This window comes from Achromobacter sp. JUb104 (genome assembly GCF_024806975.1).
In the GTDB taxonomy this organism is placed as follows: Bacteria; Pseudomonadota; Gammaproteobacteria; order Burkholderiales; family Burkholderiaceae_B; genus Achromobacter; species Achromobacter spanius.
Genome location: NZ_JANUEY010000004.1, coordinates 311,110 through 338,030 on the forward strand (window position 1 = coordinate 311,110; position 26,921 = coordinate 338,030).

Annotated in this window: 20 protein-coding genes; 14 read left to right on the forward strand and 6 right to left on the reverse strand. The window is 65.0% G+C overall.

The genetic code is table 11. From position 1 onward, the window contains the following. The first annotated feature begins 70 nt into the window (after window positions 1–70). On the forward strand, window positions 71–3,844 hold the full coding sequence (gene metH, locus M2361_RS27280; protein ID WP_259252890.1) for a methionine synthase: 3,774 nt from the start codon (window positions 71–73) through the stop codon (window positions 3,842–3,844). 114 nt (window positions 3,845–3,958) lie between these two features. Here the strand turns inward: metH and iaaH are convergent, their stop codons facing one another. Continuing rightward, window positions 3,959–5,437, reverse strand: a complete 1,479-nt coding sequence (gene iaaH / locus M2361_RS27285) for an indoleacetamide hydrolase (protein ID WP_259252891.1) — start codon at window positions 5,435–5,437, stop codon at window positions 3,959–3,961. Window positions 5,438–5,620: 183 nt separating this feature from the next. Here iaaH and M2361_RS27290 point away from each other — a divergent pair, with 183 nt between their 5' ends. The 4 genes from M2361_RS27290 to M2361_RS27305 all read left to right on the forward strand — a co-directional run bounded on the left by M2361_RS27290 (window position 5,621) and on the right by M2361_RS27305 (window position 10,249). Then, window positions 5,621–6,349, forward strand: a complete 729-nt coding sequence (locus M2361_RS27290) for a FadR/GntR family transcriptional regulator (RefSeq protein ID WP_259252892.1) — start codon at window positions 5,621–5,623, stop codon at window positions 6,347–6,349. A 30-nt stretch (window positions 6,350–6,379) separates the two neighbouring features. After that, window positions 6,380–7,417, forward strand: coding sequence for an L-idonate 5-dehydrogenase (locus M2361_RS27295; protein WP_259252893.1), 1,038 nt, complete (start codon window positions 6,380–6,382; stop codon window positions 7,415–7,417). Window positions 7,418–7,478: 61 nt separating this feature from the next. After that, window positions 7,479–8,690, forward strand: a complete 1,212-nt coding sequence (gene manD / locus M2361_RS27300) for a D-mannonate dehydratase ManD (protein WP_259252894.1) — start codon at window positions 7,479–7,481, stop codon at window positions 8,688–8,690. Then, entirely contained in the window at window positions 8,678–10,249 is a 1,572-nt protein-coding gene (locus tag M2361_RS27305; RefSeq protein ID WP_259252895.1) for a mannitol dehydrogenase family protein, read from the forward strand. The genes manD and M2361_RS27305 overlap by 13 nt, the downstream gene beginning before the upstream one ends. Before the next feature lie 75 nt (window positions 10,250–10,324). On the opposite strand, the gene M2361_RS27310 is transcribed toward M2361_RS27305, so the two are convergent. Beyond that, window positions 10,325–11,095 carry a class I SAM-dependent methyltransferase gene (locus M2361_RS27310; protein ID WP_259252896.1) on the reverse strand — a complete coding sequence of 257 codons (771 nt, stop codon included), beginning with the start codon at window positions 11,093–11,095 and terminating at the stop codon, window positions 10,325–10,327. 93 nt (window positions 11,096–11,188) lie between these two features. Here M2361_RS27310 and M2361_RS27315 point away from each other — a divergent pair, with 93 nt between their 5' ends. Continuing rightward, window positions 11,189–12,019, forward strand: a complete 831-nt coding sequence (locus M2361_RS27315) for a helix-turn-helix transcriptional regulator (RefSeq protein ID WP_259252897.1) — start codon at window positions 11,189–11,191, stop codon at window positions 12,017–12,019. A gap of 56 nt (window positions 12,020–12,075) precedes the next feature. Here M2361_RS27315 and mutY read toward each other — a convergent pair whose 3' ends face one another. Then, window positions 12,076–13,155, reverse strand: coding sequence for an A/G-specific adenine glycosylase (gene mutY, locus M2361_RS27320; RefSeq protein ID WP_259252898.1), 1,080 nt, complete (start codon window positions 13,153–13,155; stop codon window positions 12,076–12,078). Between the two features lie 172 nt (window positions 13,156–13,327). Between mutY and M2361_RS27325 the strand changes: the two genes are divergently transcribed. Beyond that, window positions 13,328–16,939, forward strand: coding sequence for an indolepyruvate ferredoxin oxidoreductase family protein (locus M2361_RS27325; protein ID WP_259252899.1), 3,612 nt, complete (start codon window positions 13,328–13,330; stop codon window positions 16,937–16,939). Between the two features lie 282 nt (window positions 16,940–17,221). Here M2361_RS27325 and glpK read toward each other — a convergent pair whose 3' ends face one another. Beyond that, the gene (gene glpK, locus M2361_RS27330) at window positions 17,222–18,742 is read right to left on the reverse strand and encodes a glycerol kinase GlpK (RefSeq protein WP_259252900.1); all 1,521 of its coding nucleotides are present in this window, start codon (window positions 18,740–18,742) and stop codon (window positions 17,222–17,224) included. Continuing rightward, complete coding sequence (locus M2361_RS27335) at window positions 18,729–20,183, reverse strand: DHA2 family efflux MFS transporter permease subunit (protein WP_259252901.1); 1,455 nt, start codon at window positions 20,181–20,183, stop codon at window positions 18,729–18,731. The genes glpK and M2361_RS27335 overlap by 14 nt, the downstream gene beginning before the upstream one ends. Window positions 20,184–20,281: 98 nt before the next feature. Between M2361_RS27335 and M2361_RS27340 the strand changes: the two genes are divergently transcribed. The 4 genes from M2361_RS27340 to M2361_RS27355 all read left to right on the forward strand — a co-directional run bounded on the left by M2361_RS27340 (window position 20,282) and on the right by M2361_RS27355 (window position 22,850). Then, window positions 20,282–20,470 carry a DUF3460 family protein gene (locus M2361_RS27340; RefSeq protein WP_100853287.1) on the forward strand — a complete coding sequence of 63 codons (189 nt, stop codon included), beginning with the start codon at window positions 20,282–20,284 and terminating at the stop codon, window positions 20,468–20,470. A 17-nt stretch (window positions 20,471–20,487) separates the two neighbouring features. Continuing rightward, window positions 20,488–21,378, forward strand: coding sequence for a ScpA family protein (locus tag M2361_RS27345; protein ID WP_050447028.1), 891 nt, complete (start codon window positions 20,488–20,490; stop codon window positions 21,376–21,378). 36 nt (window positions 21,379–21,414) lie between these two features. Beyond that, window positions 21,415–22,269, forward strand: coding sequence for a pantoate--beta-alanine ligase (gene panC, locus M2361_RS27350; RefSeq protein WP_100853285.1), 855 nt, complete (start codon window positions 21,415–21,417; stop codon window positions 22,267–22,269). A 137-nt stretch (window positions 22,270–22,406) separates the two neighbouring features. Beyond that, the gene (locus tag M2361_RS27355) at window positions 22,407–22,850 is read left to right on the forward strand and encodes a response regulator transcription factor (protein WP_259252902.1); all 444 of its coding nucleotides are present in this window, start codon (window positions 22,407–22,409) and stop codon (window positions 22,848–22,850) included. 134 nt (window positions 22,851–22,984) lie between these two features. Here the strand turns inward: M2361_RS27355 and M2361_RS27360 are convergent, their stop codons facing one another. Further along, window positions 22,985–23,746 (reverse strand): copper resistance protein NlpE, encoded by a 762-nt coding sequence (locus M2361_RS27360; protein ID WP_259252903.1) that lies wholly within the window; start codon window positions 23,744–23,746, stop codon window positions 22,985–22,987. A 193-nt stretch (window positions 23,747–23,939) separates the two neighbouring features. Here M2361_RS27360 and M2361_RS27365 point away from each other — a divergent pair, with 193 nt between their 5' ends. From M2361_RS27365 to zapD, 3 genes are all read left to right on the forward strand, one after another. Then, window positions 23,940–24,797 carry an A24 family peptidase gene (locus M2361_RS27365; RefSeq protein ID WP_259252904.1) on the forward strand — a complete coding sequence of 286 codons (858 nt, stop codon included), beginning with the start codon at window positions 23,940–23,942 and terminating at the stop codon, window positions 24,795–24,797. A 40-nt stretch (window positions 24,798–24,837) separates the two neighbouring features. Further along, window positions 24,838–25,455: a dephospho-CoA kinase gene (gene coaE / locus M2361_RS27370; protein WP_259252905.1), complete on the forward strand. Its 618-nt coding sequence runs from the start codon at window positions 24,838–24,840 to the stop codon at window positions 25,453–25,455. A gap of 68 nt (window positions 25,456–25,523) precedes the next feature. Further along, complete coding sequence (gene zapD, locus M2361_RS27375) at window positions 25,524–26,276, forward strand: cell division protein ZapD (protein WP_259252906.1); 753 nt, start codon at window positions 25,524–25,526, stop codon at window positions 26,274–26,276. The last annotated feature ends 645 nt before the right edge of the window (window positions 26,277–26,921 follow it).

A 26,921-nucleotide genomic window follows, 5' to 3' on the forward strand; every position in this document is an offset into this window, starting at 1 on the left:
TGTTTTTCCGGCGTTTTTCGCTTTTTAGCCACATCCGCGCCGCCGTTGGCCACTTTATCCGGACTTGCCCGTGTCATATCCCCGCCTGCCGTACCCGCCCGAAGCCTATACCCAGGGCGGCGAATTCGCCCGCCTGCTGGGCAAGCGCATCCTGATCCTGGACGGCGCCATGGGCACCATGATCCAGCGCTACAAGCTGGGCGAGGCCGACTTCCGGGGCGAGCGTTTCGCCGAACACGGCAAGGACGTCAAGGGCAACAACGAACTGCTGTCGCTGGTGCGCCCCGACGTCATCTCCGAGATCCACCGCCAATATCTGGAAGCGGGCGCCGACGTCATCGAGACCAACACCTTCGGCGCCACCACCATCGCGCAGGGCGACTACGACCTGCCCGAACTGGCCTACGAACTGAATCTGGTGTCCGCGCAATTGGCGCGCGAAGCCTGTGACGCCTACAGCACGCCGGACAAGCCGCGCTTTGTGGCCGGCGCCCTGGGCCCGCAGCCCAAGACCGCGTCGATCTCGCCCGACGTGAACGACCCCGGCGCCCGCAACGTCACCTTCGACGAATTGCGCGTGGCTTATATCGAGCAGTTGAACGGTCTGCTGGACGGCGGCATCGACATCGTCCTGATCGAAACCATTTTCGACACGCTGAACGCCAAGGCCGCCATCTTCGCCACCGAAGAAGTGTTCGAAGCGCGCGGCATCCGCCTGCCCGTGATGATCTCGGGCACCGTCACCGACGCTTCCGGCCGCATCCTGTCGGGCCAGACGGTCGAAGCCTTCTGGAATTCCGTGCGCCATGCGCGCCCCGTCACCATCGGCCTGAACTGCGCGCTGGGCGCGGCGCTGATGCGGCCCTACGTGGCCGAGCTGTCCAAGATCTGTGACACCTACGTCTGCGTGTACCCCAACGCCGGCCTGCCCAACCCCATGGCCGAAACCGGCTTTGACGAAACGCCCGCCGACACGTCCGCGCTGCTGGAAGAATTTGCCCGCGCCGGGCTGGTGAACATGTCGGGCGGCTGTTGCGGCACCACGCCCGACCACATCCGCGCCATTGCCGACAAGGTCGCGTCGCTGACGCCGCGCGTCGTGCCCGACATTCCCGTCAAGACACGCCTGTCGGGCCTGGAAGCGCTGAACATCGACGAAGACACGCTGTACGTCAACGTGGGCGAACGCACCAACGTGACCGGCAGCAAGATGTTCGCCCGCCTGATCCGCGAGGAAAAGTACGACGAGGCGCTGGCCGTGGCCCGCCAGCAGGTTGAGAACGGCGCGCAGATCATCGACATCAACATGGACGAGGCCATGCTGGATTCGGTGGCCTGCATGCACCGCTTCCTGAACTTGATTGCGTCCGAGCCCGACATCGCGCGCGTGCCGGTCATGATCGACAGCTCGAAGTGGGAAGTCATCGAAACCGGCCTGAAGTGCGTGCAGGGCAAGGCGGTGGTGAACTCCATTTCCATGAAGGAAGGGATCGAGCCTTTCCGCCATCACGCGCGCCTGTGCCGCCGCTACGGCGCGGCCGTGGTCGTCATGGCCTTTGACGAACTGGGCCAGGCCGACACGCTGGAACGTCGCAAGGAAATCTGCGGACGCGCGTACAAGATCCTGGTCGACGAAGAAGGCTTTCCGCCGGAAGACATCATTTTCGACCCGAACGTTTTCGCGGTCGCCACCGGCATCGACGAACACAACCACTACGCGGTGGACTTCATTGAAGGCACCCGCTGGATCCGCGACAACCTGCCGCACGCCCGCATCTCGGGCGGCGTGTCCAACGTCAGCTTCTCGTTCCGTGGCAACGAGCCGATGCGCGAAGCCATCCACACCGTGTTCCTGTATTACGCGGTCAAGGAAGGCATGACGATGGGCATCGTCAACGCCGGTCAGTTGGGCGTGTACGCCGACCTGGATCCGAAACTGCGCGACCTGGTTGAAGACGTGGTGCTGGACCGCCCCAACCCCGTCGGCAAGACAGAGCCCGACGACGAGCGCACGCCCACTGAACGCCTGGTGCAGTTTGCCGACAGCGTGAAGGGCTCCGGCGCCAAGCGCGAAGAAGACCTGACCTGGCGCAAGGCGGACGTCGAGCAGCGCCTGTCGCACGCGCTGGTGCACGGCATCACCACGTTCATCGTGGAAGACACCGAAGAAGTACGCCAGAAGATCTTTGACCGGGGCGGCCGCCCCATCGAAGTCATCGAAGGCCCGCTGATGGACGGCATGAACGTCGTGGGCGACCTGTTCGGCGAAGGCAAGATGTTCCTGCCGCAGGTGGTGAAATCCGCGCGCGTCATGAAGCAGGCCGTGGCCCATTTGATTCCGTTCATCGAAGAAGAAAAGCGCCAGATCGCGGCCGCTGGCGGCGACGTGCGCGCCAAGGGCAAGATCGTCATCGCCACCGTCAAGGGCGACGTGCACGACATCGGCAAGAACATCGTGTCGGTGGTCTTGCAGTGCAATAACTTCGAAGTCGTGAACATGGGTGTGATGGTGCCCTGCGCACAGATCCTGGAAAAAGCCAAGGAAGAAAACGCCGACATCGTCGGCCTGTCCGGCCTGATCACGCCCAGCCTGGAAGAAATGGCCTATGTGGCCAGCGAAATGCAGCGCGACGAGTACTTCCGCAGCCGCAAGCTGCCGCTGATGATCGGCGGCGCCACCACCAGCCGCGTGCACACCGCCGTGAAGATTGCGCCCAACTACGACGGCCCGGTCATCTATGTGCCGGACGCCAGCCGTTCGGTGGGCGTGGCTACGAATCTGATGTCGGACCAATCCGAAACCTACCTGGCCGACCTGGCCCAGGAATATGAGGACGTGCGCCGCCGCCACGCCAACCGCAAGGCCACGCCGATTCTGCCGCTGGCGGACGCGCGCGCCTCGCGTCCGGTCATCGATTGGGACAACTACACGCCGCCGCGCCCGAAGTTCATTGGCCGCCGCACGTTCAAGAGCTATGACCTGGCCGAGATCGTGAAGTATGTGGATTGGGGCCCGTTCTTCCAGACGTGGAGCCTGTTCGGCCCGTTCCCCGCCATTCTTGACGACAAGGTCGTGGGCGAGCAGGCGCGCAAGGTCTACGCCGACGGCCTGGCCATGATGAAGCGCATCGTCGAAGGCCGCTGGCTGACCGCCAACGGCGTCGTCGGCTTCTACCCGGCCAACAGCGTCAACGACGAAGACATCGAAATCTACAAGGACGAAACGCGCAGCGAAGTGCTGTTCACGTATCGCAACCTGCGCCAGCAGGGCGCCAAGCGCGAAGGCGTCAGCAACAAATCGTTGTCGGACTACATCGCGCCCAAGTCGTCGGGCAAGATGGACTACATCGGCATGTTCGCCGTGACGGCGGGCATTGGCATCGAGAAAAAGGAAGCGGAATTCGAGAAGGCGCTGGATGACTATTCCAGCATCATGTTGAAGTCCTTGGCCGACCGCCTGGCCGAAGGCTTCGCCGAATGCCTGCATGCCCGCGTGCGCCAGGACCTGTGGGGCTACGCGCCCGACGAGGCCCTGTCCAACGAAGACATGATTGCCGAAAAATACGTGGGCATCCGCCCCGCGCCTGGCTACCCGGCCTGCCCGGAACACGTGGTCAAGACCGACATGTTCCGCGTGCTGGACGGCAGCGACATCGGCATGATGCTCACCGACAGCTACGCCATGTACCCGGCGTCCAGCGTGTCAGGCTTTTACTTCAGCCACCCCGACTCGCAATACTTCAACGTGGGCGTGATCGGCGAAGACCAGCTAGAGGACTACGCCAAGCGCAGCGGTCGCAGCATCGAAGACCTGAAGCGCACGCTGGCGCCCAACCTGGGCTAAGTCGCTGGCCTTCCGCGCAAAGGCGCTGGCCCTTCGGGGCTGAGCGCCGGCCCTGGCAGGTGGCGCCCTTGGCGCCTGTGGCGCCTGTTCCCAACCATCGCCGCCTATTCCTGTCTATGGCTTCGGCGGGGCGATGCGGCCCAGGATGCGTTCAACGGTCAGCCCGATAGCCAGCACCGTCCGGTCTTCGCCCGGCAGTCCGTCGATTTCCAAGCCCACCGGCAAGCCTTCTTTCGACAACCCGGCCGGCACGCTCAAGCCCGGCAGGCCGGCGTTGCTGCCGGGGTCCACGTTGCGGGCCAATTCGCTGAACGCCTCGAAGCTGCTGGCTTCCGGCGTGGCGGCCGGCGGCAGGATCGGCACCGTCGGAAAGAGCAGGCCGTCAAGCTCGTGTTCCTGGAACGCGCGGCGGTAAACGTCGATGAGCTCATCGCGTTGTTCCGCGATAACGCGCTCGTACAGCGGTTGCAGCGCTAGCACCTGGCCGTCCGGCGTGGGCAGCACGCCTGGCACGATCAAGCCTTCGAAGATGCCTTTGACGTCGGGGCTGGATATCTGCGCCACCACCTCGTCAAAGCTCACGCCCGTGCCGTAGCGTTGCAGGTAGGCGGTCAGGTCGGGCTTTTGTTCGTACAGGCATAGCGGCATGCCCACCGCCGCATTCGCGGCCGGCAGCTCGGGCATGTCGATCTCTACCAATTGCACGCCGGCGTCGCGCAGCTTTTGCAGCGCGGCGTACGTGACGTCGCGCACCTGGGGGGCCAGGTCGGTCCAGAAATAGCTGGCCAGGCCCAGGCGGATGTTCTCCGAACGCAGGGGGGCAAGCGCTGTGGCGTCATCGGCCAGCACCGCATCCAGCAGCACGATGTCTTCCATGCTGTTGGCAATGGGGCCCGGGGTGTCGCGGGTGTGCGAAATGGGTGTGATGCCCGCGCCGTCGTAGCGCCCGACCGACGGCCGGAACCCGACGGCGCCGTTCACTGAAGCCGGCAACCGCACCGATGCGCCCGTGTCGGTGCCCATGGCGGCGGGCGTCAGGCGCGCACCCACCGCCGCGCCGCTGCCGGACGACGAACCCCCGGCGATGCGGCTGTGGTCGTAGGCGTTGCGCGTGCCATCGCCCAACGGGCCGGGAAACGCGGTGTTGTAGCCCGACACGCCAAAGGCCAGTTCATGCATGTTGGTCTTGCCCACGATGACCGCGCCCGCCGCGCGCAGCCGTTGCACCACCGGCGCGTCTTCGGCGGGCCGAAACGATTTCAGGGCGGGCGTGCCGGCCGTGTTGGGCAAGCCGGCCACGTGGATGTTGTCCTTGATGGCGATGGGCACGCCGCCCAACGGCCCTTTGTTCGGCCTGGCGTCATAGGCGCGGGCTTGTTCCAGCGCGCCGTCGCGGTCCACGGTGATGAAGGCATTCAGCGCCGCATGGGCGTCGATGCGGTCCAGGCTGGCCTGTGTCAGCGCGACGCTGGACAAGCTCCCTTCGCGGATCAGGGCGGCGGCCTGGCCGACGGTCAGGTTGGCCAGGGTATCGTCGCCGGCCGGGTGTGACAGGGGTTGGGCGGACACGGGCTGTGATGATGATTCGGACATGGCGCTTTCCTTACCGGCACGGATTTTGTGGAACCGCCATCTATACCGCGTGGGCGCGGGGTGTGTCGAGCAGGCTTCGCTTTTCCAGCTTGCTTCGACGGTTTACCACTTTGATACTGGTAAACCATGATGTTGAAAATTGGTAAACCAATTTAGATTTGGTCGAACCACTTTTCAAATGCCATGACGCTGCAACTGCTCCCCAAACTCGAAGAACCCGCCAACAAGCCGGTGGCGGACCGCGCCTATGTACGGCTGGCCGCGCAAATCCAGGCCCTGGTCGCTCAAGGCGAATTCGCCGTCGGCAAGCGCTTGCCGGCCGAACGCGCGCTGGCCGAACGTTTCGACGTCAGCCGCACCGCGCTGCGCGAAGCGATCATCGCGCTGGAACTGCAAGGGGTGGTGGAAGTGCGGGGCGGATCGGGCATCTACGTTTGCGAACCCAAGCCCGGCGTGGCGCGCCTGCCGCCCGCGCAGGAAGCGGGGGCGGGGCCCTTTGAATTGCTGCGTGCACGCTGCCTGATTGAATCCGAAATCGCCGCGTTGGCGGCCACCACCCGTAACGACGCCGACCTGGACCGCATCTTTGAAGCGCTGACGACCATGCGCGAACACATGACGGACAAGGCGGCCAACGAAGCGGCTGACCGCCGCTTTCATCTGTATATCGCGCAGGCCACCGGCAATAGCGTGCTGCTGGCGACGGTGACGTCGATGTGGGATCAGGCCCAAGGGCCTATCTGGAAAAAGATAGAACAGCATTTCCATACGAAGGAATTACGCCAGGCATCGCAAGAAGACCATCAGCGCATTTTCAGCGCCTTGGTCGCTGGCGATGCGCAGGCGGCCAGGCAAGCCATGCGCGCTCACCTTGAGCGCGTCATCGGCGAGTTCGCACAGGGGTGGCGATAGGGCATCCCGCCATGCAGTGAGCACACAAGCATGTTGAATTGCGCAATTCATGGTGCCCAGGATCTGCGCCTGGACGAACAGGCGCCCGAGCCGCTGGCGCCGACGCAGGTGCGCGTGGGCATCAAGGCCGTGGGTATCTGCGGGTCGGACCTGCATTACTACCGCCATGGCAGGGTGGGCGACTTCGTCATCCGCGAGCCGCTGACGCCGGGCCACGAGGCCTCGGGTCAGGTGCTTGAAGTGGGGGCCGCCGTCACCACCGTGAAGCGGGGCGACCGCGTGGCGCTGGACCCGGCGCGCACTTGCGGCGTGTGCCGCTACTGCCGCCAAGGCGATTCCAATCATTGCGAAGCCGTGCACTTTTTCGGCAGCGCCAGCCGGTATCCGCACATGCAGGGCGCGATGCGCGAACAGGTGGTGGTGCAGGAAAAGCAGTGCCTGCCCGTGCCGGATAGCTTGTCGTTCGAACTCGCCGCCTTCGGCGAGCCCCTGGCCGTGGCGCTGCACGCGGTACGCAGCGCCGGCAGCCTGCTGGGCAAGTCGGTGATGGTGGTGGGTGCCGGACCCATCGGCGCGCTGACCTTGATGGGGGCGCGGCTGGCCGGCGCCAGCCAGGTGACGGTGGTGGACATCGTGGACGAAACGCTGGCCACTTGCTCCCGGGTGGGCGCCACGCGCACCCTCAACGCCGCGACCGACCCGGGCGCCATCGACGCGCTGGCCGAGGGCAAGGGCACCATCGACGTGTGCTTCGAAGCCTCCGGCAATTACGCGGGGCTGGCCAACTGCATTCGCGCCACGCGCCCGCGCGGCGTGATCGTCACCGTGGGCACCTTGAACGGCAGCAGCGAGCAATGCCCCTTCAACCAGATCATGGTGAAGAGCTTGTCCGTGATCGGCAGCTTTCGCTTTGTCGATGAATACGCCTGGGCTGTGGATTATCTAAGCCGGGGCGTATTGGACGTGTCGCCCCTGCTGACGGCGGCGGTGCCGGTGCGCAACGTGCATGACGCCTTCGCGCTGGCGGCTGACCGGCATCAGGCGATGAAAGTGATGGTGACGTTCTGACGCGGCATCCAGCCGGTTCGCCCCAGTTTTCTATCCCCCTCCCGCCTACCCGGAAACCAAAATGAAAATTACGAATGCTCGCGTGATCGTTTGTTCGCCGGGACGCAATTTCGTCACCTTGAAAATCGAAACCGACCAGGGCCTGACCGGCATCGGCGACGCCACCTTGAACGGGCGCGAACTGGCGGTGTCGGCCTATCTGACCGAACACGTCATTCCCTGCCTGATCGGGCGCGACGCGCATCAGATCGAGGACATCTGGCAGTACCTGTACAAAGGCGCTTACTGGCGACGCGGCCCGGTCACCATGACAGCGATTGCCGCCGTGGACACTGCGCTGTGGGACCTGAAGGCCAAGGCGGCGGGCTTGCCGCTGTATCAGCTGCTGGGCGGCAAGAGCCGCAGCGGCGTCATGGTCTACGGCCACGCCAATGGCTCGGACATCGAGCACACCGTGGATGAAGTCCTGCGCTATGCCGACATGGGCTACCGCGCCATCCGCGCGCAAAGCGGCGTGCCGGGGCTGGACAAGGTCTACGGCGTGGGGCGCGGCAACCTGTTCTACGAGCCCGCCGACGCCGACCTGCCCAGCGAGCACGACTGGTCCACCGAAAAGTACCTGCGCCACACGCCGCAACTGTTTGACCGCATCCGCGACAAGCTGGGTTTCGAGCACCATCTGCTGCACGACGTGCATCACCGCCTGACGCCGATTGAAGCCGGGCGGCTGGGCAAGTCGCTGGAACCCTACAACCTGTTCTGGATGGAAGACGCCACACCGGCAGAAAACCAGGATGCCTTCCGCCTGATCCGGCAGCACACGACCACGCCGCTGGCCGTGGGCGAGATATTCAATTCCATCTGGGACTGCAAGGACCTGGTGCAAAACCAGTTGATCGACTACATCCGGACCACCGTGGTGCACGCTGGCGGCATCACGCATCTGCGCCGCATCGCGGACCTGGCCTCGCTGTATCAGGTGCGCACCGGCTGCCACGGCGCCACCGATCTGTCGCCGGTTTGCATGGGGGCGGCGCTGCACTTTGATTTGTGGGTGCCCAACTTCGGCATCCAGGAATACATGCGCCACACGGAAGAGACCGACGCCGTGTTTCCGCACGCCTATACGTTCGACCAAGGCATGCTGTACCCCGGTGATGTGCCCGGCCATGGGGTCGACATCGACGAAAAGCTGGCGGCCAAGTATCCGTACAAGCGCGCCTACCTGCCGGTGAACCGCTTGCAGCAGGACGGCACGCTATGGAATTGGTAGCGGCTGGTGTGGAGCACCTGACACCTGCTTGTCTGGCCTCGCTGCCCTTGGACGTGGCACGGCCTTCTTACGACCGCAACGCCTTGCGCGTGGGCATCGTGCATCTGGGCCTGGGCGCGTTCGCGCGCGCGCATCTTGCCGCGGTGAACGAAGCCGCGCTGCATGTAGGCGGGGGCGGGGTCGGGGGCGTGGACCTGGCCTGGGGCATTTGCGGCGTGTCCTTGCGGCAGGCCGACACGCGCGATGCGCTGGCGCCGCAAGCGGGTTTGTACACCTTGGCCTTGCGCAGCGCCGACGCGACCGGCCGCGAGCAACAGCAGGCCACGGTAATCGGCTGCCTGCTTGAAATGCTGGTTGCGCCGGAAGATCCGCAGGCCGTGCTGGCGCGCATCGGGCATGCGGACACGCGCATCGTCAGCGTGACCGTGACGGAAAAAGGCTATTGCCACGACCCGGCCAGCGGCCGCTTGAACCTGCAACACCCCGACATCGTGCATGACCTTGCGCAAGCGCAGGCACCGCGCAGCACCATCGGCTTTCTGGTGCGGGGCTTGCAGCAACGGCGTGCGGCGGGACGTGGCCCGATCACGCTGATGTCGCTGGACAACCTGCCCAGCAACGGGCATTTGCTGCGCGGCATGGTGCTGGAGTTCGCGCGGCAGGTAGACCCGGCGCTGGCGACGTGGATCGAAACACTGTGCGCGTTCCCGTGCTCAATGGTGGACCGCATCGTGCCGCGCACGACCGATCAGGACCGGCGCGATGTGGCGCGAGCGCTGGGCATGCACGATGCCTGGCCGGTGCTGGGTGAGCCGTATCTGGAATGGGTGGTGGAAGATCAGTTCGCGGCCGGCCGCCCCGACTGGGTCGCGGGCGGTGCGCGCTTCGTGGCCGAGGCCGCGCCGTTTGAAACCTTGAAGCTGCGCACCGTCAACGGCGCGCATTCGGCGCTGGCTTATTTGTCGGTAATGGCGGGCTGGGCAACCGTGGACGAAGCGATGGCGCAGCCCGCGTTGAAAGCCTATCTGGCAGCGTTGATGCAGGACGAAATCGTGCCGACGCTGCCGCCCCTGCCGGGCCTGGACCTGGCGCGCTATCAGCAAAGGCTGTTGCAGCGCTTTGAGAACCCGGCGTTGAAGCACCAGACCCGGCAGATTGCGATGGACGGTTCGCAGAAGCTGCCGCAGCGCCTGCTGGACACCGTACGGGCGCGGTTGGCGGCGGACTTGCCGATCGGCAAGCTGGCGCTGGCGGTTGCCGCGTGGCTGCATTTCCTGCGCGGCGTTGACGAGGCTGGGCTGCGCTACGACATCCAGGACCCCATGGCCGCCGAGCTGGCGCAACGCTACGCGCAAGCAGAACTTGCCGCCGAACTTGCCGCTGAATGCAGCGGCCCTGGGCCGGCCGCCATGCTGGCCTGGACCGAAACGCTGACCGGCATGCCCGCAGTGTTCGGCGACCTGGGCGCAGACCCGCGTTTTGTGCGGGCGGTGTCGCAAGCGGCGCACGCGCTGCGCAGTCAGGGCGTAGGCGGGGCGCTAAGCGATCTGCTGCCGTGAGCTGCCTTACCCGTCAGCCCGGCATCCACGCCGGACATGCCGGGCACCTCATGCATCGCATAGCGCGGGGGTGAATCAGCCCGGCTTCTTCACCACGATCGTGGCCGTATCGCTGGTGAACGAGCCGTCTTGCTGCACGTCAAAATGCGCGCGCACCACGTCAGGCGCGATGCTGAACATATGGCGCAGCGCCGCCACCAGCGTCTCCGGCGTGCGCATGCGCGTGACCCAGGTCTGGAATTCCAGCGGCAGGCGGCGCGGCGACAGGCCCTGCAACGTGAAGCCAGCCTCGGTCAGCATGCGCGTCCATTCGGCCACCGAATAGTCGCGCACGTGGGACGTGTCGCGCAGCACTTCTATCGTTTGCAGCCAGGTGTCCAGCAGCGGCTCGCCGGGCGACACCACATCGGCAAACACGGCGATGCCGCCGGGCTTGAGCACGCGAAACGCTTCGCGCAGGCCACGGCCGGCGTCTTGCCAGTGGTGCGTGGAATAGCGCGACATCACCAGGTCGAACTCGCCATCCGCAAACGGCAGGTATTCGGCCTTGCCCTGGCGCGTGGCCAGGTTGTTCAGGCCGCGCTTGGCGGCTTCGCCCGCCACCACGTCCAACATTTGCTGAGACAGGTCGTAGGCGGTCACGTCCTTGACCTCGGGCGCCACGTGAAAGCTCACGTGGCCGCCGCCACAGCCCAGGTCCAGCACGCGCGCCTGGGGGTGTTGGCGGGCGATGCCGGCCATTTGCAGCAGGTCTTCGCCCTGGGCGTGGACGGCGCTGGTCAGGTACGCGGTGGCGCGGGGGCTGAACTGGCGGTCGACGGCGGCGTCGTGGGTGCTGGCGGTCATGAAATTCCTTTGATGGCGTTGTGCGGGATGTCAGGTGCAGGCGCTAAGATAGGCCGGCCTTTATACACGTACAAGTCCATTGCTTATCCTGGTATGACTACTTCCCCCCAAGGCACGGCCCCCCAAGACGGGTCGCCCCTGCGCCGCCAGGCACTGGGCGAATTCGTGCGCAGCGCGCGCTCCCGCATCACCCCGCGCATGGCCGGCCTGCCCGAAGGCATGCGACGGCGCACGCCTGGCCTGCGCCGCGAAGAGGTCGCGCAGTTGTGCGGCATCAGCGTCACTTGGTACACGTGGATCGAACAGGGGCGCGAGGTCTCGGTGTCGCCGTCCGTGTGGTCGCGCATTGCGGGCGTGCTGCAATTGGCGCGCGCGGAACGCGCCTACCTGTTCGACCTGGCCGACTGCGCCGACCCGCAACACGCGCGCGATGACGCGGGCGCCGCGCCCGGCCCCTTGCAGGAATGCGTGGACGCGATCAACGCGCCGGCCTATGTGCTGGACCGCGCCTGGAACGTGCTGGCCTGTAATGAGCCGCTGCGCGACCTGTTCGACAACTGGCCCACGCGCGACCCCGAACCCAACCTGCTGCGCTACATCTTCCTGGACCCGGCCGCCCGTGATCTGGTGGTGGACTGGGACCAGCGCGCGCGCCGCGTCGTGGCGGAATTTCGCGCCGACGCGGGTGCGCATCTGGACGAGTCCGCCGTGCTGGCCTTGCTGGACACGCTGAATCGCCAAAGCCCCGTCTTCGCCCATTGGTGGACGCGCCACGCCGTGGTGGAACGCGAAGGGGGCTTGCGCGAATTCCAGCATCCGCGCGACGGCAAGCTGGCGTTTCAGCAGATCACGTTCCGGCTGGCCACGCATCCGGACTTGAAGCTGGTGATGTTGTTGAGCGGGGCGGCGCCCGAAGACAGGTAGCGGTTCAGCGCGCCGTTGGTCGTCCGCTGGCGCTCGCCGCCCGCCGCGATCGCGGTTCAGGCCTTGGCCGTGGAGAACAATCTGTCTTGCATCCCCGCGTCGACCAGCCCCTGCAATAGCTTCTTGACCGGCGCGGGCAGCGCCATCGATGCCAGCTTGTCGGCCTGCACCCAGCGTTCGGGTAAGGGCGATTCGCGCAGGCTGGCCGCGCGCACCGGCACCAGCCAGGGGCGAATGTGCAGGCGGTAGTGCGTGAACGTGTGCGCGAAGGCGGCTAGTTCGAAGCGTTGTTCGGGTTCCAGGCCCAGCGCGCGGGAAGCGGCATCGGGGTCACCCGACACGTCGAATTCTGGCAGGCTCCAGAGCCCGCCCCAGATGCCCGGCTCGGGCCGCTGCTGCAACAGGAAAGCGCCCTGGTATTGCAGCACCAACATGCCCGTCTCGCGTTCGGGGATCGTCTTGCGTACCTTGGGCGTGGGCAGTTCGGCCTGGCGTCCTTCACGGCGGGCGACGCAGGTCTCTGCCATGGGACATCGTTCACAGGCGGGCTTGCCGCGCGTGCACAGCGTTGCGCCCAGGTCCATTAAGCCTTGCGTGTAGGCGGCCATGTCCAGGCCGGGCGCGGCCTCGACCTGTGCGTCGGCCAGCGCCCACAACCGGGTTTCGACCTCGCGCTTGGCGGGGTCGCCGGCGATGCCGAAGTGGCGGGTGAACACGCGCTTGACGTTGCCGTCCAGAATGGGGGAACGCTCGCCGTAGGCGAAGGCGGCAATGGCGGCGGCGGTGGACCGGCCGATGCCGGGCAGCGTGGCGATGGCTTCGGCCGAAGGCGGAAAGCTTCCGTTCCAGTTTTCAGCGATCTGCACCGCGCAGCGATGCAGGTTGCGGGCGCGGGCGTAGTAGCCCAGCCCCGCCCAATAGGGCATCACGTCTTCCTGGGTGGCGGCGGCAAGCGCGGCCACGGTTGGAAAGCGTTGCAGGAAGCGCTCGTAATACGGAATCACCGTGGCCACTTGCGTTTGCTGCAGCATGATCTCGGACAGCCAGATCCGATACGGGTCACGTGTGTTTTGCCAGGGCAGATCGTGGCGGCCATGCTGGCGTTGCCAGGCAACGATTCGAGGGGCGAAGTCCATGCCGGCAATTATCGCATCGCCCTATTGCCGGGGTGGGGGTGACCGGTTACAACTATCGGCACTACAGCGCGTACGCGCCACGACTTCACTTTCACGGCCCTTGTTGGCCCGCGTGACCGTCAAGCGAGGCGGCTCGCGTTGCTGGAGGGGCATCCAGGATCTTGGAGTAGACATGAATGCCCCCCTGACTCCCGCCTTGCGCGCGGCGCTTGAATCCGTCCAGTTGGACGACAAGTACACCTTGGAATCCGGGCGCGCCTGGATGAGCGGCATCCATGCCCTGGTCCGGCTGCCCATGATGCAGCGCGTGCGCGATGTACAGGCCGGCTTGAACACGGCGGGCTTCGTGTCCGGCTACCGGGGGTCCCCGCTGGGCGGGGTGGACCAGAACATGTGGAAGGCGGCCAAGCACCTGAAGGCGCACCACGTTGAGTTCCAGCCTGGCATCAATGAAGACCTGGCTGCCACGGCGGTCTGGGGCTCGCAACAGGTCAACCTGTTTCCCGGCGCAAAATACGACGGCGTCTTTGGCATGTGGTACGGCAAGGGCCCCGGCGTGGACCGTTGCGGCGACGTCTTCAAGCACGCCAATGCGGCGGGCACGTCGCGCCATGGCGGCGTGCTGGTGGTGGCGGGCGACGACCATCCGGCCAAGTCATCCACCTTGCCGCACCAAAGCGACCACATCCTGAAAGCCTGCATGATTCCGGTGCTGTTTCCGTCCAGCGTCCAGGAAGTGCTGGACTACGGCCTGCACGGCTGGGCCATGAGCCGCTACGCGGGCGTGTGGGTGGGCATGAAGTGCATCACCGATATCGTCGAAGTGTCCGCGTCGGTGGACGTGGACCCGCAGCGCGTGCAGATCCAACTGCCCGAAGATTTCATCCTGCCGGCCGACGGCCTGAACATCCGCTTGGCGGATACGCCCTTGCAACAAGAGGCGCGGCTCTTGGACTACAAGCTGTACGCCGCGTTGGCCTACGCGCGCGCCAACAAGCTCAACCGCGAGCTCTGGCACGTGCCGCAACGCGATGCGCGCTTTGGCATCATGACGTCGGGCAAGGCGTATCTGGACACGCGCCAAGCGCTGTCGGACCTTGGGTTGACGGAAGCCGTGTGCCAGCGCATCGGCCTGCGCCTGTTCAAGGTGGGCATGGTGTGGCCGCTGGAATCCACTGGCACGCAGCAGTTTGCCGAAGGGCTGGACGAGATCTTGGTGATTGAGGAAAAGCGCCAAGTGCTGGAATACCAACTGAAGGAAGAACTGTTCAGTTGGATCGGCAGCGGCAAGAAGATTCCGCGCGTGGTTGGCAAGTTCGATGACAAGGATGGCGGCGAATGGTCCGTGCCGCAGGGCAACTGGCTGCTGCCTGCGCACTACGAGTTTTCGCCCGCGATGGTGGCCCGCGCTATCGCTGCGCGGCTGCTGCGTTTTGATCTGCCGGAAGACGTGCGCGCGGGCATCGATGCGCGCCTGGCTTTCATCCGCGACCGCGAACAAGCGCTGGCGCGTCCGCGCGTTGTGGAGGAACGCAAGCCATGGTTCTGTTCGGGCTGTCCGCACAACACGTCGACCCGCTTGCCGGAAGGCTCGCGCGGCATGGCGGGCATTGGTTGTCATTACATGGTCAGGTGGATGGACCGTAATACCGAGGTCTACACGCAGATGGGCGGGGAAGGGGTGCCCTGGGTGGGCCAGGCGCCGTTCACCGAAGAGAAGCACGTCTTCGCCAACCTGGGCGACGGCACGTATTTTCATTCGGGTTTGTTGGCGATCCGCGCGGCCGTGGCGGCCAAGGTGCCCATCACGTACAAGATCCTGTTCAACGACGCGGTGGCCATGACGGGCGGGCAACCGGTGGACGGCCCCATCAACGTGCCGATGATCAGCCGGCAGGTGGCGGCCGAGGGCATCGACAAGATCGTGGTGGTGACGGACGACCCCGACCAATACAAGGACATATCCGACTTGGCGCCGGGCGTGCCGGTGATGCATCGCGACGAACTGGACACTGTGATGCGCGATCTGCGCGAGCATCCCGGGGTATCGGTGCTGATCTACGACCAGACTTGCGCCACCGAAAAACGCCGCCGCCGCAAACGCAATGCCTATCCCGACCCCGCCCGCCGCGTGGTTATCAACGAGCGCGTGTGCGAAGGCTGTGGCGATTGCTCAAAGGCGTCGCATTGCTTGTCGGTGGAGCCGCTGGAAACGGAGTTCGGCCGCAAGCGCAAGATCAACCAATCAAGCTGCAACAAGGACTTTTCCTGTTTGAAGGGCTTCTGCCCCAGCTTTGTGACGGTGGAAGGCGGCAAGCTGAAAAAGCCCAAGGCCTTGTCGCAAGAGGGTGTGGTGGACGAAGGCTTGCCGCATCCCACCGTGCCGTTGCTGGATCAACCGTATGGTGTCTTCATCGCGGGCGTGGGCGGCACGGGGGTGGTCACCATCGGGCAATTGCTGGGAATGGCCGCGCACCTGGAGGGCAGGGGCTGTTCGGTGCTGGATATGGCCGGCCTGGCGCAAAAGGGCGGCGCGGTGTATTCGCACGTGGTGCTGGCGGAATCGCCCGACCATTTGTTGAATACGCGGGTTGCCATGGGCGAGGCCGACTTGCTGCTGGCGGGCGACCTGGTGGTGGCGACCAGCGCGGACAGCATGGCGCGCGTGCGCCCCGGCCGCACGCGCGTGCTGCTGAACAGCGATACCGCGCCTACGGCTGCATTCGTGGCCAACCCCAACTGGACGCTGCCCGGCGCCAACCTGACGGCCGACCTGCAAGCCGCGTGCGGCAATGACAAGCTCTACGCGGTTGATGCCGCCGCGATGGCCGTGGCGCTGCTGGGTGACGCGATCTATTCCAATCCCTTGATGATGGGATACGCCTATCAAAAGGGCTGGATCCCGCTATCGCAAGCGGCGCTGCTGCGCGCGATTGAATTGAACGGTCAGCAGGTTGCCAATAACCTCACCGCCTTTGCCTGGGGCCGCCGCGCGGCGCATGACCCGGCCGACGTGGCGCGGCTGATGGCCAACGGCGGCGTGCCGCTGGCGCCGCCGGAAGACATCATCGAGCTCAAGCGGCCACGCACCACCACCCCGGTGGTCGAGCTGAAGAAGCCGTCGGGTGAACTGGCGCAAGTGGTGGCGCAGCGCAAGGCCTTCCTGACCGAATACCAGAACGCGGCCTACGCCAAGCAGTACACGGATCTGGTGGACAAGGTGGCGCGCGCAGAACAGGAAGCCACCGGCACCCAGCGGCTGGCGATGGCGGTGGCGCGGTACTACTTCAAACTGATGGCCTACAAGGACGAGTACGAAGTGGCGCGCTTGTATTCGGATGGCGAGTTCGTGAAGAAGGTCAGCGAGCAGTTTGAAGGAGACTGGAAACTGCATTTCCATCTTGCGCCGCCGCTGTTCTCACGGCGCGATAAGAAGGGGCATCTGATCAAGCGCAGTTACGGGCCGGGGATGTTGAAGGTGTTTGGGGTGTTGGCGAAGCTGCGGCGCTTGCGCGGGACTAGGCTGGATGTGTTTGGGTATACGGCGGAACGGCGCGCAGAGCGGGAGTTGATTCGGGAATATCGGGAAACGCTGACGGCAATCTTGTCGAAACTGAATCGCGGAAATCTGGATAAGGCTGTCGCGCTGGCTAGTGTGCCGGAAGAGATACGTGGGTACGGGCACGTGAAGGAAGAGGCGTTGGCGCGGGCGGAGCAGGTCAGGGAGGAGTTGTTGAAGGAATTTAGCGCGCGTGTGGTGGCGATTGGAGCGCGGGCGGCTTGATGTCAGTTTGCGGGGATCGGGTGTGGCGGATCCTGGTAGGAATGCGGCGCTGCTTGATGGGTTTCGCGCGGTTGGGGGTGGGGTTCTTGCGCTGGGTTTGGCGCGCTGCACCCATCCTACGGGTGTGGGCTGCTTGATGGGTTTCGCGCGGCTGGCTACGGGGTTCTTGCATCGGGCCTCGCGCGCTGCACCCATCCTACGGGTGTGATGCCGTGCCTTGTAGGATGGGTGAAGTGCGAGGCGGTCGGCCCGCGAACGCGGGTGCTCAGCGCACGTAACCCATCACTTCCCCGAACTCCACCCCTTCGACAATTCCACCGCCTGCCGCCACCGCTTCATCCGGGCTTCGCGCACGGCTTGTGGCCAGGCGGGTTCGAAGGTGCGTTCGGCTTGCCACTTGGAGGCGAATTCTTCCTGGCTGCCCCAGAATCCTACTGCCAGCCCCGCCAAACCCGCGGCGCCCAATGCCGTCGACTCCGGGACTCGCGGGCGCACTACCGGCACGCCGAGCAGGTCTGCCTGCATTTGCATCAGCAGGTCGTTGCGGGCGGCGCCGCCGTCTACCCGCAGTTCGGTCAGCGCGATGCCGCTGTCGCCGTTCATGCAAGTCAGCAACTCCGCGCTTTGCAGCGCGATGGATTCCAGCGTCGCTCGCGCAATGTGCGCGCGCGTCGTGCCACGGGTCAGGCCCACCAGGGTGCCGCGCGCATAAGGGTCCCAGTGCGGCGCGCCCAGGCCGGCGAAGGCCGGCACCATGAACACGTCGTCGGTATCCGACACGCTGGCGGCCAGGGATTCCACTTCTTCCGAGCGCTGGATGATGCCCAGCCCGTCACGCAGCCACTGCACCGCCGCGCCCGCCACGAACACGCCGCCTTCCAGCATGTAGGTGGGCTTCCAGCCATCAACCCCCGCTTGCGGCAACCCCCAGCCCACCGTCGACAGCAGATGGTTCTTGGACTGCACCGGCTTGTCGCCCACGTTCATCAGCATGAAGCAGCCGGTGCCGTAGGTATTCTTCGCCATGCCGGGGGTGAAGCAGGCCTGGCCGAAGGTGGCGGCCTGCTGGTCGCCGGCCACGCCCGCGATGGGAATTGAGCCGCCCAGCCATTCCGGCAGGGCTTCCCCCACGACCGCGCTGCTGGGCGCGATGCGGGGCAACACACTGCGCGGAATATTCAACAGCGCCAGGATCTCGTCGTTCCAATCCTGCGTGTGCAGATCGAACAACATCGTGCGCGACGCGTTGCTGCAGTCGGTGCTGTGCACCGCGCCGCCGGTCAATTGCCAGATCAGCCAGGTGTCCACCGTGCCGAAAGCCAGCTCGCCGCGCTCGGCCATCTGGCGCGCGCCGGGCACGTGGTCCAGCAGCCACGCGAGCTTGGTGCCCGAAAAATAGGCGTCCAGCACCAGGCCCGTGCGCGATTGCAGGAAGTCGGCGTGACCGTCGTTGCGCAGTTGGTCGCACATTGGCGCAGTGCGGCGGTCTTGCCAGACGATGGCGCGGGCAAGCGGGCGGCCGGTGGCGCGTTCCCAGATCAGCGTGGTTTCGCGTTGGTTGGTGATGCCGATGGCGGCGATGTCGGCGGCGGTGGCGCCGGCATTGCGCAGCGCTTCGCGGGCCACGTCCAATTGGCTGTGCCAGATCTCGCCGGCATCGTGTTCCACCCAGCCCGGCCGGGGATAGTGCTGGCGAAATTCACGCTGGCCGACGCCGCGCACCACGCCCGCGCGGTCGAACACGATGGCTCGCGAGCTGGTCGTGCCCTGGTCCAGGGCTAGGACAAATTCATTCGTCGTCACTTTGTTTGCCGCCGTTCAGGTGTGCCCCGGCCTGCGGCTCAAGGCGTCTAAAGGAAAGGACCGAGGCCATGCACATCAGCCCGATGACGAGGAAGCCGGCGATGACGTCGCTGACCGCAAGCGTCTCGGCGCCGCGCAGGGTCATGCTGACGTTCAGCGTTACCGCGGCCACCCCGACGCCCAACGTGATGCCCAGTTGTTGCGCCATGGCGGCGAAACTGCTGGCGTGGCTCATTTTGGAAGGGGGTATGTCGGCATAGGTTAGCGTATTTACCCCGGTGAATTGCAGCGAACGGAAGAAGCCGCCGACCAGCAGAATGGCAATCATCAACCACACTGGCGTGGTGGGCGTGAAGGTGGCGCACACCATGATGAACACGCCGGTAAGCAGCCCATTCACGGTCAGTACGCGGCGGAAACCGAAGTGCCGGACGATGGGAGTGGCCACGAATTTCATCAGCAGCGCGCCGGCGGCGCTGGCAAAGGTGATCATGCCGGCGGCGAACGGCGTCAGGCCAAAGCCCACCTGCAGCAGCATGGCCAGCAGGAACGGGGTCGCGCCCACGGCGAAGCGGCACAGGTTGCCGCCCAGCGTGGAAATGGCGAAGGTGGGAATGCGCATCAACGACAGGTCGATGATGGGATGTTCGATGCGCCGTGCGTGCCAGGCGTACAGGAATCCGCACGCCGCGCCCACCGCGATCAGCCCCAGCAACATGGGCAAGGGCATCACATCGCGGCCAATGGCTTCAAAGCCGCTGACCAGCGACGCCAGGCAGAGCGCGCTAAGCAGAAACCCCAGCCAGTCCAGGCGCGGGGTGGATTCTTCCTTGATTTCAGCTACATAGCGCAGCACCAGCGCAATACCCAACACGCCAATAGGGATATTGATCAGGAAAATCCAGTGCCACGACATATACGTGACCATGAAGCCGCCCAGCGGCGGTCCGATCACCGGCCCAAGCAGCGCAGGGATGGACAAAAACGACATGGCTTTCAGCAGATCCTGCTTGGGCACCGTGCGCAGCAGGATGATGCGCCCCACGGGCACCATCATCGCGCCCGCCATTCCCTGGACGATCCGTGCCATGACCAACTGAGGCAGGTCCTGCGAGATGGCGCAGGCGACCGAACTGAGCGTAAACAGCCCGATGGCGGCCAAGAATACCCGGCGGGCGCCGTAGCGGTCAGCCGCCCAGCCGCTGATCGGCACGAACACGGCCACCGCCAGCAGGTAGGACGTAATCGCCACGTTCAGCCGCACCGGCGTAGACCCCAAGGCCCGCGCCATGGCGGGCAGGGCGGTGGCCACGACGGTGGCGTCCAGCATTTGCATGAACAGTGCACAGCCCACGATGAAGGGGATCATGCGTGCCGCACGCAGCGCGTCCGGGTTTGAGGGCGGAGCGGGATTGGCTGCGGCTGCGGATTCGGCTGACATGGCGGGCGGGGGCGTTGGAAGCCTGACGATTGTAACGCCGGGGATTTGCCCGGCGTGAAGTAAACTCGTCGGATCTGCAACCTACTGAAATTGGCGTCATGGCGACCAACTACGAATCCGAGATCACCCTTTTCCTGAAAGACTTCAAGCAGTCGCACCCTGGCACGGAAGAACGCCAGCGTGAAGGCCGCGCCCGTCTGTGGGACAAACAGCAAGATTCGGAGCTGCTTGAAGGCTTCCGCGCGGCCCGCGTGCCCCAAAAACCGTACGTGTACTCGGCAGACTGATCCCCGTTGCGGCAGACATGTCCCGTAACCCTTCAGTCCCTGGCGAGGCCCTGGACAAGCTAGTGGCGCCGCCTGTGGACAGCACGCCAGACACCGTCGATAGCGTGGCGTTCGCGCGCCTGTACGGCGAGCCGCTGTTCCAGATGCCGACGGATCTGTACATTCCGCCGGATGCGCTGGAAGTGTTTCTGGAGGCGTTCGAAGGGCCGCTGGATTTGCTGCTGTACCTGATCCGCAAGCAGAACTTCAACGTTCTGGACATCCCGATGGCGGATGTCACGCGGCAGTACCTGTCTTATGTGGACCAGATCCGCATCACCAATCTGGAGCTGGCCGCCGAATATCTGCTGATGGCGGCCATGCTGATTGAAATCAAATCGCGCATGCTGCTGCCGGTAAAGAAAACCGACACCGGCGAAGAGCCCGAGGATCCGCGCGCCGAGCTGGTGCGCCGCCTGCTTGAATACGAGCAGATGAAGCTGGCCGCGCAAAAGCTCGACAAGCTGCCCCAACTGGGCCGCGACTTTGTCAGCAGCCAGGCCGTGGCCGACCTCAGCGTTGAACGCATGATGCCCGAGGTCAGCGTGGACGACCTGCGCCAGGCCTGGGCCGACATCATGAAACGGGCCAAGCTGAACCAGCACCATCACATCACCCGCGAACAGTTGTCGGTGCGCGACCACATGACGCATATCCTGCGGCGCCTGAACGACGTGCGCTTCATGGAATTCGGCGACCTCTTCATGGAGCGTGTCCGCGAAGGCGCGCCCGCGGCGGTCGTTGTCGTGCATTTCATCGCCATGCTGGAGCTGGCCCGCGAATCCTTGCTTGAGATTACGCAGGCCGAGCCCTACGCGCCCATCTATGTCCGCCTGGCTTACACCAGCGTGGCGGCGGTCGCGGCCTGATCCTGACCGGGCTGCCCCCAACCCCGGAGAGTCCCCTTGAAAGTCGTACACACCATCCAGGAATTGCGCGATCACCTGCGCGGGCAAAACCGCGTGTCTTTCGTGCCGACGATGGGCAACCTGCACGAAGGCCACCTGTCCTTGATGAAGCTGGCGCGTCAGCACGGGGACCCCGTGGTGGCCAGTATTTTCGTGAACCGCCTGCAATTCGGCCCCAACGAAGACTTCGATCAATATCCCCGCACCCTGGCCGCCGACATCGAAAAGCTGGAGCAGGCGCGCGACGTTTACGTGCTGTTCGCGCCCAATGAGCGCGAGATGTACCCCGAACCGCAGAACTTCCGCGTGCAGCCGCCGAATGATCTGGGCGACATCCTGGAAGGCGAGTTCCGCCCGGGCTTTTTCGAGGGTGTCAGCACGGTGGTGCTGAAGCTGTTTTCCTGCGTGCAGCCGCGCGTGGCCGTGTTCGGCAAGAAGGACTATCAACAGTTGATGGTGGTGCGCAATATGTGCCGCCAGTTCCAACTGCCGGTGGAAGTGCTGGCGCATGAAACCGTGCGCGCGGATGACGGCCTGGCGCTGTCGTCGCGCAACCGCTATCTGACCGAGGGCGAACGCGCCGAGGCGCCCGCGCTCTATGCCGCCCTGCAGAACATGGGCCAGCGTCTGGCCCAAGGTGAGCGCGATGCCCAGGCTCTTGAGCGTGACGCCGCCAACCACCTGACCCAGCGCGGCTGGAAGGTGGACTACATCGCCTTGCGCCGTCAGCGTGACCTGAACCGCCCTGACGCCGCCGACCTGCAGGCCGGCGAACCCGTGGTGGTGCTGGCAGCCGCCAAGCTGGGCGCCACCCGACTGATCGACAACCTGGAACTGGCCTACAAGGCCTGATCCTATGCGGGGGCGGGGCCCGGGTCGAGGGTGGCATCCCTGCGCCGCCCTGACCCCTGACAGAATTGCCAGCTATCGCCGTTTTGGGCGGCCGGGCAGACTTCTTGTAATCCTACATTGCAAAAACGAGTCGCCCCATGCGTGTTTCCCGTCCCGATCTTGACACGGCGCTTTCCGCGTTGACGCCCCGCGAACGGCAAATCGTCGCCTATGTAGCGGCCGGCCGGCCGAACAAGGTCATCGCCATTGACCTAGGCATTTCGCTGCGCACGGCCGAGGCCCATCGCGCCCGCATCTTCGCCAAGCTTGACGCTCGCAACGCCATGCAACTGGCTTGCCGTCTGTGCGCGCATGGCCGTTCCGGCGCGTCTCCCATCCTGGAAGCCGCGGCGCTGGGGGATTTGCCTGAAGGCCCGTCGATTGCCCCCGCGCATGTTCCGCCATCGCCATTGCCAGCGCCCCACGTGCTGCACGAACCCTCTCAGGAATACGGCGGCTGCCCACCTGGCGCAGGTGAATCCGCACCCTCGGTTCCTGAATCGCCCGCCCCTGATCCCCGACCCGGCGCGCCCGAGTCATGACGCACCCATGTGCCGCCAGCTTGCGCCCAAAAAGAACCGGGCCTGGCGAACGTGGTGTTCGTCAGGCCCGATGGGCGTTGCGTCGTGGAGCAGGGCAGATTCAACCGGCCCGGCGTCGCATTGCCTTTATGGCATCAGGGGCACTTGGGCGCCGCGGCCTTGGCCAGCTCGTCAATCGGATCCAGGTCCGGCTGGCGGGTCAGGTTGTAGTTCAGGTTGGGCGTTTGGCCACCAATGGAACGCACACGCAGCACATTGTTGGCGGCCACCACGAATTCAACACGTACGTTGCCGTTGGCATCCATCAGGATGACGCGCGGCGGGCGTTCGTCGGTGGCATCCCAGCAGCCTTGCTCGGTGACGGCGGGGCCCTTTTTGGGGTCGTCTTCAAGGTAGGCCGTGCGGCCGCGCCAACGGCCGTTGGGAGCCAAGGTCAGCGTGACGCGCTGCGCCGTGCATTGCATGGCGGGCGAGAAACACGGCAGGGTGCCCATATAGGTTTGCGGCTGCGGCACCAGGCTTTGCGACGCGGCATTGGGGGCCGGGGCCGGGGCGGGCGTGGAAGCGCCGCCTGCATTGCTTGCGCCTTCCGGCACGGCTTGGCCGTCTTCGGTGCTGGGGGCATCCCCCGAGGCTTGCGCGGCCTGGTTCTGCGGCTTGCGGGCATCGGGCTTGAGCGCGATCTGCACTTGCGACGGCGCGCGGATGACGCTGCGGTAGCCGGCGCCCGAACCCTGGTATTGGGCATCGGTCACCGTGCTTTCAACCGGGGGGTCGTAATAGCCTTCGGTTTTTTGTTGGGCGCAGCCTGCCGCGCCTAGGGCGGTTCCGGCCAGCAGCAGCCCCATGACGCTGAGTTTGCGGGATCGAGAAACGATGTCGACGCGGGCGGTCATGGCAGCTTATCCGTGAGTTGAGTCTGTCTCCGATTTTACGCACTTATGCGAAGATTCGATACGTTCCCTTAGCCACTCTTGGGTGTAGCCAGCACTTTATGAACAATAAACGACACGGCCGGTGTTTCGCCTTTTGCCTTCTGGCCGACAGATGGGGCGCGGACTCGGGTGCGCGCGTGGGGCAGGCGGCGGCATGAACGTGGTGTGGCGGGTCTTCGATATTCCCTTGGGCATGTTTATTGGCCTGGCCGCGCTGGCCGGGCTGTTCATCGGTGGCTGGCTCACGGTGCTGACCTACCGGCTGCCCCGCATGATGGAACGCGAATGGCAGGCGCAGTGCCTGGATGCGGTGGGCCGCGCGCGGCCGGACAGCCCAGATGGCCTGTTCCGCCCCGCGTCGCACTGCCCGGCCTGCAACGCTCCGGTACGCGGCTGGCGCAGGCTGCCGGTGTTGGGGTGGCTGCTGCTGCGTGGACGTTGCGCTGCCTGCAACGCGGTGATCGCTTGGCGTTATCCCGCGATTGAATTGCTGACCTGCGCCTTGTTCGCCGCTTGTGCGTGGCGCTACGGTGCGACACCGGTTGCCTTGTTCGCCATGGGCCTGTCGGCCATGCTGGTCGCCTTGGCCTGGATTGATTTTGAGACCACACTGCTGCCGGATGTGCTGACGCAGCCGTTGGTGTGGGCGGGTCTGTTGGTCAACCTGTTCGGCACGTTCACCACGCTGCCCATGGCGGTGATCGGGGCCGTGGCCGGCTATGTTTTCCTGTGGCTGATCTTTCATCTGTTCCGCTTGCTGACCGGACGCGAAGGCATGGGCTATGGCGACTTCAAACTGCTGGCGGCATTAGGCGCATGGTTTGGCGCCGAGTCGCTGCCGATGCTGCTGCTGGCGGCGTCCCTGGTGGGCGTGGCGATCGGCGGTGCGCTGACTCTGAGCGGGCGCGCGAGCCGAGGGCAGCCTTTGCCCTTCGGGCCCTACCTGGCCCTGGCCGGTATCGTGATGTTGCTGCTGGGCGGCGATGCGGGCTTGTGGCAGTTAATGCACTAGGTGCACCAGGACGAAAGTCCGGCAAGAAAGGATAAACATCATGTTCAAGATCGGGCTGACGGGTGGCATCGGTTCGGGCAAGTCCCGCGTGGCCGACATGCTGGCGGAATGGGGCGCGACGCTGGTCGACACCGATGAAATCGCGCGTGCGTTGACGGCGGTGGGCGGCGCGGCGATGCCCGCCATTGAAGCTGAATTCGGCGCGCAGGCGCTGACGCCGGACGGCGCGCTCAACCGTGAATGGATGCGCGAGCGCGCCTTCTCGGACCCCCAGGCGCGGTTGCGATTGGAAGCCGTGCTGCATCCCATCATCAGCGAAGAAACGCGGCGCCAGGCCGCGGCCGCGACCGGATCGTATCTGGTGTTCGTTGTGCCGCTTTTGGTGGAGTCCCTGACGCGATGGCGTGGGCGCGTGGATCGCATCTGCGTGGTGGATTGCGACCCCGACACGCAAGTGGCTCGCGTGCAGGCGCGCAGCGGGCTGACGGAGCCAGCCATCAGGCGTATTATGGCGGCACAGGCTGCGCGGGAAACTCGCTTGGACATCGCGGACGACGTCATCACCAACGACGGCGCCACATCACCAGAGCAGTTGCGCGCGCAGGCAAGGATCTTGCATGACCGCTGGCTTGCGCTGGCGGCGACAACGAGCCGGTAAGCACAACTTGACCGGCACTCTGAACATCTCGGCCGTTTGGCCGACTACTGATGGGCCTGTAAAAAAGCGTGATTGTTTACGAATATCCCTTCAATGAGCGCATCCGCGCTTACCTGCGATTGGAATACCTGTTGGACAGGTTGTTTTTCTTTTCGCGGGCTGGGGACTCACGCCAACATCAGGTGGCCGTCACCTCTCTTTTCGATCTGCTCGACGCTTGCGAACGCACCGACGTGAAAGGCGCCGTGCTGCAAGACCTGGAGCGCCAGCGCACCGCGCTGATGGGCCTGCGCGATCACCCCGGCGTGGCGCAGGATGCGCTGGAAGGCATGCTGCGCGAACTTGAAAAAGTGGCCAGCGCCCTGGCCGCGCCCGGCAAGACCGGGCAGTCCCTGCGTGAAAACGAATGGCTGACCAGCTTGCGCGGACGCCTGTCCGTGCCGGGCAGCGCCACGCAAGTGGACATGCCTTCTTACTTTGCCTGGCAGAACAAGTCCGAAGCCGCCCGCTGCGCGGACCTGCAGGCCTGGGTGTCTCCCTTTTTGGCGCTATACGACGGGCTGACGCTGGCCTTGCGATTGCTGCGCGAATCCGGCCGCAAGACCGATATCGTGGCCGAGCAGGGCGCCTACCAGCAGATGCTGGGCGGCAAGCAATTCCAATTGCTGCGTGTCTGGGTAGACCCGGACCAAGGTCTGTTTCCCGAGATCAGCGCGAATAAGTACATGATCTGGATACGCTTTTCCACCCAGGACGGCGAATTCAAACCCCAGCAAGTCGCCCGCGACGTCGCCTTTCAAATGACCCTGTGCAGCTCGTAGGGTGGGTGTAGCCGATAAGACGGGTGCAGCCGGTAGGATGGATGAAGCCGGTAGGATGGGTGCAGTGCGGGAGATCAGTGGCAAGAACCCCACCGTAGATCGCACGAAACCCATCAAGCAGCCGTCGCACTGTGGTCACCCTTTCCTAGAATTCAGCGCTGCCTGATGGGTTTCGCGCGATACCCAGTCGTGTTCTAGCGCACAGTTTCCCGCGCTCCACCCATCCTACGATCAACATCGCGCCATCCATCCGCAAAAAGCACCGGTAGGATGGGTGGAGCGCGGCAGGCCAAAGCCAAGCACCCAGCCCTCCAACGCGCGAAACCCATCACACACCGCCGAATTCGCGCCATCACGTCACCCGCCCGGCAAACCGCACCCGTAGGATGGGTGGAGCGCGGCAAGCCAAAGCCAAGCACCCAGCCCCCAACGCGCGAAACCCATCAAGCACCGCCAAATAGCACCATCACGTCACCCGCCCGGCAAAACGCATCCGTAGGATGGGTGGAGCGCGGCAGGCCATAGCCCAGTACCCAGCCCCCCAACGCGAGAAACCCATCAAGCACCGCCAAATAGCACCATCACGTCACCCGCCCGGCAAAACGCATCCGTAGGATGGGTGGAGCGCGGCAGGCCATAGCCCAG

Bases quoted from the DNA above. Each gene is read 5' to 3' on its own strand.
- M2361_RS27315 (WP_259252897.1), top strand. From the start codon at position 11,189: ATGACTACTTCCCCCCAAGGCACGGCCCCCCAAGACGGGTCGCCCCTG.
- M2361_RS27355 (WP_259252902.1), top strand. From the start codon at position 22,407: ATGCGTGTTTCCCGTCCCGATCTTGACACGGCGCTTTCCGCGTTGACG.
- M2361_RS27345 (WP_050447028.1), top strand. From the start codon at position 20,488: ATGTCCCGTAACCCTTCAGTCCCTGGCGAGGCCCTGGACAAGCTAGTG.
- M2361_RS27305 (WP_259252895.1), top strand. From the start codon at position 8,678: ATGGAATTGGTAGCGGCTGGTGTGGAGCACCTGACACCTGCTTGTCTG.
- M2361_RS27365 (WP_259252904.1), top strand. From the start codon at position 23,940: ATGAACGTGGTGTGGCGGGTCTTCGATATTCCCTTGGGCATGTTTATT.
- M2361_RS27340 (WP_100853287.1), top strand. From the start codon at position 20,282: ATGGCGACCAACTACGAATCCGAGATCACCCTTTTCCTGAAAGACTTC.
- M2361_RS27335 (WP_259252901.1), bottom strand. From the start codon at position 20,183: ATGTCAGCCGAATCCGCAGCCGCAGCCAATCCCGCTCCGCCCTCAAAC.
- M2361_RS27310 (WP_259252896.1), bottom strand. From the start codon at position 11,095: ATGACCGCCAGCACCCACGACGCCGCCGTCGACCGCCAGTTCAGCCCC.
- M2361_RS27295 (WP_259252893.1), top strand. From the start codon at position 6,380: ATGTTGAATTGCGCAATTCATGGTGCCCAGGATCTGCGCCTGGACGAA.
- mutY (WP_259252898.1), bottom strand. From the start codon at position 13,155: ATGGACTTCGCCCCTCGAATCGTTGCCTGGCAACGCCAGCATGGCCGC.
- M2361_RS27290 (WP_259252892.1), top strand. From the start codon at position 5,621: ATGACGCTGCAACTGCTCCCCAAACTCGAAGAACCCGCCAACAAGCCG.
- iaaH (WP_259252891.1), bottom strand. From the start codon at position 5,437: ATGTCCGAATCATCATCACAGCCCGTGTCCGCCCAACCCCTGTCACAC.
- M2361_RS27325 (WP_259252899.1), top strand. From the start codon at position 13,328: ATGAATGCCCCCCTGACTCCCGCCTTGCGCGCGGCGCTTGAATCCGTC.
- manD (WP_259252894.1), top strand. From the start codon at position 7,479: ATGAAAATTACGAATGCTCGCGTGATCGTTTGTTCGCCGGGACGCAAT.
- M2361_RS27360 (WP_259252903.1), bottom strand. From the start codon at position 23,746: ATGACCGCCCGCGTCGACATCGTTTCTCGATCCCGCAAACTCAGCGTC.
- coaE (WP_259252905.1), top strand. From the start codon at position 24,838: ATGTTCAAGATCGGGCTGACGGGTGGCATCGGTTCGGGCAAGTCCCGC.